Source organism: Asticcacaulis sp., assembly GCF_027484505.1.
In the GTDB taxonomy this organism is placed as follows: Bacteria; Pseudomonadota; Alphaproteobacteria; order Caulobacterales; family Caulobacteraceae; genus Asticcacaulis.
In genome coordinates this window covers 1-5,584 of record NZ_JAIXSV010000248.1, presented here as the reverse complement: position 1 = coordinate 5,584, position 5,584 = coordinate 1, and the positions used below count along the sequence as shown (strand labels likewise).

7 protein-coding genes and 1 pseudogene are annotated in these 5,584 nt (G+C 59.7%); 5 read left to right on the top strand and 3 right to left on the bottom strand.

Features of this window, described 5'->3' with window-relative positions:
* The 3 genes from Q0072_RS14590 to Q0072_RS14580 all read right to left on the bottom strand — a co-directional run.
* Positions 1-116 (bottom strand): DUF3126 family protein (locus tag Q0072_RS14590; RefSeq protein ID WP_298331481.1); only part of this gene is annotated, 116 nt, incomplete at its 3' end.
* Between the two features lie 257 nt (positions 117-373).
* Complete coding sequence (cysE, locus tag Q0072_RS14585; RefSeq protein WP_298331479.1) at positions 374-1,201, bottom strand: serine O-acetyltransferase; 828 nt, start codon at positions 1,199-1,201, stop codon at positions 374-376.
* Positions 1,202-1,216: 15 nt separating this feature from the next.
* Positions 1,217-1,840, bottom strand: a complete 624-nt coding sequence (locus Q0072_RS14580) for an NUDIX hydrolase (RefSeq protein ID WP_298331478.1) — start codon at positions 1,838-1,840, stop codon at positions 1,217-1,219.
* 83 nt (positions 1,841-1,923) lie between these two features.
* On the opposite strand from Q0072_RS14580, the gene Q0072_RS14575 reads away from it, so the two are divergent.
* The 5 genes and pseudogenes from Q0072_RS14575 to Q0072_RS14555 all read left to right on the top strand — a co-directional run bounded on the left by Q0072_RS14575 (position 1,924) and on the right by Q0072_RS14555 (position 5,192).
* Positions 1,924-2,556 (top strand): nitroreductase, encoded by a 633-nt coding sequence (locus Q0072_RS14575; protein ID WP_298331476.1) that lies wholly within the window; start codon positions 1,924-1,926, stop codon positions 2,554-2,556.
* 105 nt (positions 2,557-2,661) lie between these two features.
* A pseudogene (locus Q0072_RS14570) lies at positions 2,662-2,951 on the top strand (nucleotidyltransferase family protein).
* Entirely contained in the window at positions 2,948-3,298 is a 351-nt protein-coding gene (locus Q0072_RS14565) for a DUF86 domain-containing protein (protein WP_298331472.1), read from the top strand. Before Q0072_RS14570 ends, Q0072_RS14565 begins: the two are co-directional and overlap by 4 nt.
* 100 nt (positions 3,299-3,398) lie before the next feature.
* The gene (locus Q0072_RS14560) at positions 3,399-4,634 is read left to right on the top strand and encodes a hypothetical protein (RefSeq protein ID WP_298331470.1); all 1,236 of its coding nucleotides are present in this window, start codon (positions 3,399-3,401) and stop codon (positions 4,632-4,634) included.
* 108 nt (positions 4,635-4,742) lie between these two features.
* Positions 4,743-5,192 (top strand): hypothetical protein, encoded by a 450-nt coding sequence (locus Q0072_RS14555; protein WP_298331468.1) that lies wholly within the window; start codon positions 4,743-4,745, stop codon positions 5,190-5,192.
* The last annotated feature ends 392 nt before the right edge of the window (positions 5,193-5,584 follow it).

Sequence of the window (5,584 nt, the reverse complement as noted above, 5' to 3'; positions counted from 1 at the left end):
TCGCCGATATAGACCTCGGCAGAGTCCTTCTGCTTGCGGGCGCGGACCTCAAGGCCCTTGGTGCCGAAGGTCTGGGTCAGGTAGGCTTGCACCTTGGTGATTTCTGCGGGTGTCATGTGTTGTGTCTCTTGATTGGCGGTCCCTGCGAGGTGCGATCAAAGCACGATTTCACCGGGGACGGGATAAATTCTGTGTGTCTGTTTAGCCGCGAACGCCGCCAGAGGCAAACGCCAAGGCGCGCCCTTCCCCAAGCATTTGTGTTTCGCTTAAAGCCTTAAAGCGCAAAATTCTCGCAGGGCCGCCCCAAGAGAATTTTGCTCGATATCGACCCCACCCAAAACGTATTGGCCGCAGGCCAAGACTTTTGGGTGAGTTAAATCACGTAATCGTAAATGACATCCGACAGCGTCTGATCCATCGACCGCGCCGGGTCGGGGCAGGTCTGGCAATTGACCAGGCGCGCCGGAACGCCGGCCGCCGTGCAGTGCGCCGGGACGGGTTTCAGGACCACCGAACCGGCGGCGATCTTGGCAAACTCACCGATTTCGATGTTACCGAGCACCTTAGCTCCGGCCCCCAGCAGCACACCGCGGCCGATCTTGGGGTGACGATCGCCCTGTTCAGAGCCAGTCCCGCCCAGCGTCACGCCGTGCAGCATCGATACCTCATCGCCCACCACCGCCGTTTCGCCGATGACGATGCCGGTGCCGTGGTCCATCAGCACGCCCTTACCCACCTTGGCCGCCGGGTGAATGTCGATCTGGAACAGCTCCGACACGCGGCTTTGCAGCAGGTGCGCCATGGTAAAGCGCCCGTCCTGCCACAGGCGGTGCGCGATGCGATAGACCTGAAGGCTCAGGAAACCTTTGAAAAACATGAAGGTTTGCAAATAGCCCTTGGCCGCCGGGTCACGCTCATAAACGGCCTGAAGGTCGGCCTCCGCCGCCTCGACCAGGGCGCTGTCGGCCTTGTGATAGCGCTGCACCATCTCACGCACGGTCATGCCGCGCAGGGTGTCGTCGGCCAGCTTGCGCGCCATGTGGTAGGACAGGGCCGAAGCCAGATCGTCGTGCGACAGGATGGTCGAATGCAGCAGCGAGGCCAGCCCCGGCTCGGACGCCACCACGTCAGAGGCTTCCTGACGCAGGGTCAGCCAGATCGGCTTGTCCTGCGGTGTAATCACCTCAAACGGTTGCGCCATCTTTGACCCTTTGCCTCACACAATCTTTGCCGCCAGCGACGCCTCCAGCGCCCCTGTGACAGCCATATGGTACACCCTCAGTACCGCCGCAACGGTTAAGGAGTCGCGTATCTGCCCGTTTATAACAGCTTCGAGCACGTCTTTGAAGGGAACCCGCGCGATTTCAAGGTTTTCGGTATCGTCCCACTCGGTTTCCCCCTGAGTCAGGCCGGTGGCGAGGTAGATGATCCCCACCTCGTCGGAAACCGAGTTGCTGAGGTCAAGGCGCAGGATTTCAACGAGGGAAGCCGCCTCAAAGCCAGTTTCTTCGCGCAGTTCGCGCCGGGCGCCCTCCATCGGATCTTCGTCGTGCGGCACGCCGCCTTCGGGGATTTCCCAACTCCAAGCGTCAAAGGTGTAGCGCATCTGCCCCACCAGAGTCACTGTGCCGTCCTCGTGCAGCGGTATCATGCCCATCGCCCGGTTACGGAAGCGCACCATGCCGTATTGCGCGACGCGGCCGGTCGGGGCGATCGGCTCGGACAGCTCGACCTCAATCCACGGCGACGAATGAATGACGCGGGCATTGCGCGGCTGCCAACGGGCGCGCTTCGCATTTCGCTCTTCGGAATCCCAGGGCGGCAGGCTGGCTGTGGTCATGTCTATTCGTCCGGTTGCGTCTGTCCAAGCGCCATAGCATGTCCTATATGCGTTGAACCTGATTTTTTGCGCCGGACACCGCCATGACCGAAAAAGCCGATATCCGCCACCTCGACCTCGCTCCCATCCCTTTTGGCACGCCCCTGCCCGCCAAGGTCTCGGCGGAAACGCTGGAATTGCTGCTGACGCGCCGCTCGGCCCCGGCCCCGACGCTTGGCCTGCCCGCCCCCTCCGAAGACGAGATGGAGGTGCTGCTGAAAATCGGCTTCCGCGTCCCCGACCACGGTAAGATCGGCCCGTGGCGCATCGTGCGCTTTACGCCAGAGTCGAAGGCGCGGCTGGTCGATAAACTCCGGGCTATGGCCGAAGCGCGCGATGACAAGACACAGGCGGGGGCGCTCCTCAAACTCTCCACGCCCCCCGAAGCTCTGATGGTCGTCTATTCCCCCGTTCAGCCGCACAAGATTCCCCTGTGGGAGCAGATGGGCTCGGCCTTTGCCATCTGTCAGAACCTGCTGATTGCAGCGGGGGCGATGGGCTATGGCGCCAACTGGATCACCGACTGGTACGCCTATGACGCCGAGGCCAAGGCGCTGTTGGGCCTCAGGGACGGTGAAGAGGTGGCGGGCTTTATCTACCTCGGCACCCCCACCGAAGCGCTGCTGGAACGCGACCGCCCGAACTACGCGGAACGGGTGAGCTTCTGGGAGGGGTGATTTAGGCCTCCGTAAGAAGGGCCTCCGGCGGGCAGGGTCATAGACCCTGCACCCGTTTGCAGGCAGACCGGTTCTGCGTTAGTCTTACGCCTGACGGAGCTTAACGTGAAACCTTCCCTCGCCCTTGATCAACAACGTGACGCCGTGCGCGACCTGCCAGCGCGCTACCGCGCGGCCAACCTGCGCGTCTTCGGCTCCGTTGTGCACGGCAGGGATACCGAAAGCAGCGATCTCGACCTGCTGGTAGACACATTGCCGGGCGCGACCCTGTTTGATCTGGGGGGCTACAGGACGAGCTTGAAACCCTGCTGGGCGTAAAGGTCGATCTTCTGATGCCGGGCGACCTTCCGGCCCGCCTGCGCAGTTCCGTCCTTGCCGAAGCCCAACCCGTATGAGGCCCGACGATCCGCCCGCCCGACGCGAGGACTACATCCAGCACATTCAGGACGCCGTCGCGCAGGCCCTCGACTATGTTGAAGGGGACCATGCCGCCTTCCTCCGTGACCGCCGCACGCAACAGGCGGTGATCATGAACCTGATCATCATGGGCGAAGCGGCCACGCGCTTGATGATGGAAAGCCCGGACTTTATCGAACAGCATCCGGATGTACCGTGGCGCAACATGCGTGGGATGCGCAACCGGCTGGCACACGGTTATTTCGATCTCGACCTTGATGTGATCTGGGAAACGCTTTGCGTCAGCCTGCCGCAATTGCAGGGGCAAATATCCAAACTGAGCTGAGACACCTGCCTCCGGCGGGCAGGGTCACAGACCCTGCACGTTTTCCTCTTGGCTCAACTTAGGGTACAAAGTATGGATCAGAGTGAAAAAGGGGGCTATTATGGGTTGGCTTGACCGTGTGTTTGGAAACGACAGAGATCGTTTCGCTCAGAGCGTTATCCGCCATTTCAAAAAGAAAGGCTGGACGCAGCCCCTGACCTATGACCGTGCGAGTTTTGCATTGGACGTAGGTCCAGATCAGCGGCTCTTTTTGCAAAACAGCCATGCAGACTGGCAAAAGGCCGAAGACAAATCGGCACTGTTCGACCAATTGCTGAATATGGTCCTTGAGATGACGCAAGCGCGCATCGACATGGATGATTTTGACGCCGTGTCGCCGCTTCTCCTCCCCTCTTTGCGTCATCGCGGCTTCATGGAGAACATGTGGATGCAGGAGGGCCTCGGTGACGATCCCCCCACCTACAAAATGGCTCAGAAGCCCTTTTGTGAGCACATGAGTGAGATCCTGATTGTCGATAGCCCTTACAGTATAGCCACCTGTAGCGATCATACGCTGCAACAGTGGGGGCGTACCTTCGAAGAAGTGCGTAATCGGGCGCTTCACAATCTGCGGCAACAAAAACCTGTCCGCTTTGCCTTGCAGGACGAAGGGTTTTACGTTTCTGACTCAGGTGATTCTCTCGATGCTTCGCTCCTTCTGATGCCCGAGGCCTTCACACATCTGGACCTCAAAGGGCATCCCATTGCCATTGTAGCGTCGCGGTCTCTGGTTTTCACCGCCGGGTCAGAGGAGGCCGCAGTGATCCAGCACATGGCCAAACTGGCCCTGAATATCTTTCTGGAAGAAACGCGCCCCATCGCTTGCGCTCCCGTCATATTGATAAATGGTGAGTGGCGGTTAATTGAGGATTTCTCTGGTCCACTGGCCCCGCTCAAACCGCTGAAAACGGAGCAGGTTCTGTTCGATTATCGCGATCAGCACTTTGCATTGACACGCTACATGGAGCGTACAGGACGGGACGTCTTCGTCGCGGATATTTTGACGTTTCAGGAAGAGGGAAGCGAAGACCAAACCTTGCTGGCTTCATTGGTCTGGGACGTTTCAGCCCTCATGCCAAAGGTCGATGCCCTTATCGTTCAGGGGCCAGAAGAGGGTACGATGATCCTGCGCTCTTGGGCACAGGTGATGGCGGTTTGCGGTGAGAAGCCCATAGAACCCGATACCTACCCCGCGCGTTATCATTTCGCCGACGGTATAACCGTGGCGCAATGGGAGCGACTTAAAAATGAGTACCCGCACCCGGCCGAATTTACCCATATTCAAATACCGGAATAAGATGCCTCCGGCGGGCAGGGTCACAGACCCTGCACCCCTCTCCCTGAAGCGAGAGAGAAAGAACAAAAATCTATCCCCGCTGTTTGACGACCGTCTATCCTCGTTCACATGGACACAGCGGCAGACATCACTGAGGCTCTGACACCGGAAACCCGGCGCGGGCATCTGCGCGCCATAGCCGACCGGATGTTGCTGGCGCTGAGTCGCGAAGACGACCCCAAAACCGGCGAAGAGATCGAAAAAGGTATCCGCCGCGCCCTCTTGATCGAGCGGCTCTATGCCCGTTGCGACGCCACCGAAGCCAAGGCGATCAAAAACGCCGTGGCCAGTATCGGACAGCAGGTGGTAGCAAAGAAAGCCGCGCCCGCGCCTGTGCCGCCGACGCCACCTGACCCGACCAAAGAGACGCAGGCCGAAATCGCCAGCAGCGCCTTAGCCATGAAGGCAAAGGCCCTGTACCGCGCGAGCAAAGGCGACCCGGAAAGCCTCCGGCAGGTCATGGCGCGGCATTTTGAAACGCCCGTTGCGCCAACGAAGAACCGCAAAGACACGTCGTAATTCTTATACCTCCCCAACTTGTTTGGGGAGGGGGACCGCACGAAGCGAAGCTGAGATGCGGTGGTGGGGTGTTTGCTGAATATAAGCGGACCCTGCCAGCGGAAAGAACGCAGATCACCCCACCACCACATCTCACCTGTCTTCGCCAAGGCTCAGACAGGCTCGTGCGGTCCCCCTTGTAAGTTCCTGAGCGCGGCCTGTGATAAGTTAGGCTGTGGCAGCGCGCGGCAGGCCGTGTCCCCCATGGGTTAGAAGCCCGCTGGGAGCTGGGTTGTCGCGCGTTCGTCCATCAATCCCGAACAGTCGCCTGGGCCGCATAGCGAGCCCGATTATGCAAGGAAGGGTCAAGGATGGAACAGCAAGATTTGGTTTATGTTGGCATAGATGTGTCG

What these genes read in the sequence shown, in the direction of transcription:
- cysE (WP_298331479.1), bottom strand. Translation starts at nt 1,201, where the DNA reads ATGGCGCAACCGTTTGAGGTGATTACACCGCAGGACAAGCCGATCTGG.
- Q0072_RS14580 (WP_298331478.1), bottom strand. Translation starts at nt 1,840, where the DNA reads ATGACCACAGCCAGCCTGCCGCCCTGGGATTCCGAAGAGCGAAATGCG.
- Q0072_RS14575 (WP_298331476.1), top strand. Translation starts at nt 1,924, where the DNA reads ATGACCGAAAAAGCCGATATCCGCCACCTCGACCTCGCTCCCATCCCT.
- Q0072_RS14565 (WP_298331472.1), top strand. Translation starts at nt 2,948, where the DNA reads ATGAGGCCCGACGATCCGCCCGCCCGACGCGAGGACTACATCCAGCAC.
- Q0072_RS14560 (WP_298331470.1), top strand. Translation starts at nt 3,399, where the DNA reads ATGGGTTGGCTTGACCGTGTGTTTGGAAACGACAGAGATCGTTTCGCT.
- Q0072_RS14555 (WP_298331468.1), top strand. Translation starts at nt 4,743, where the DNA reads ATGGACACAGCGGCAGACATCACTGAGGCTCTGACACCGGAAACCCGG.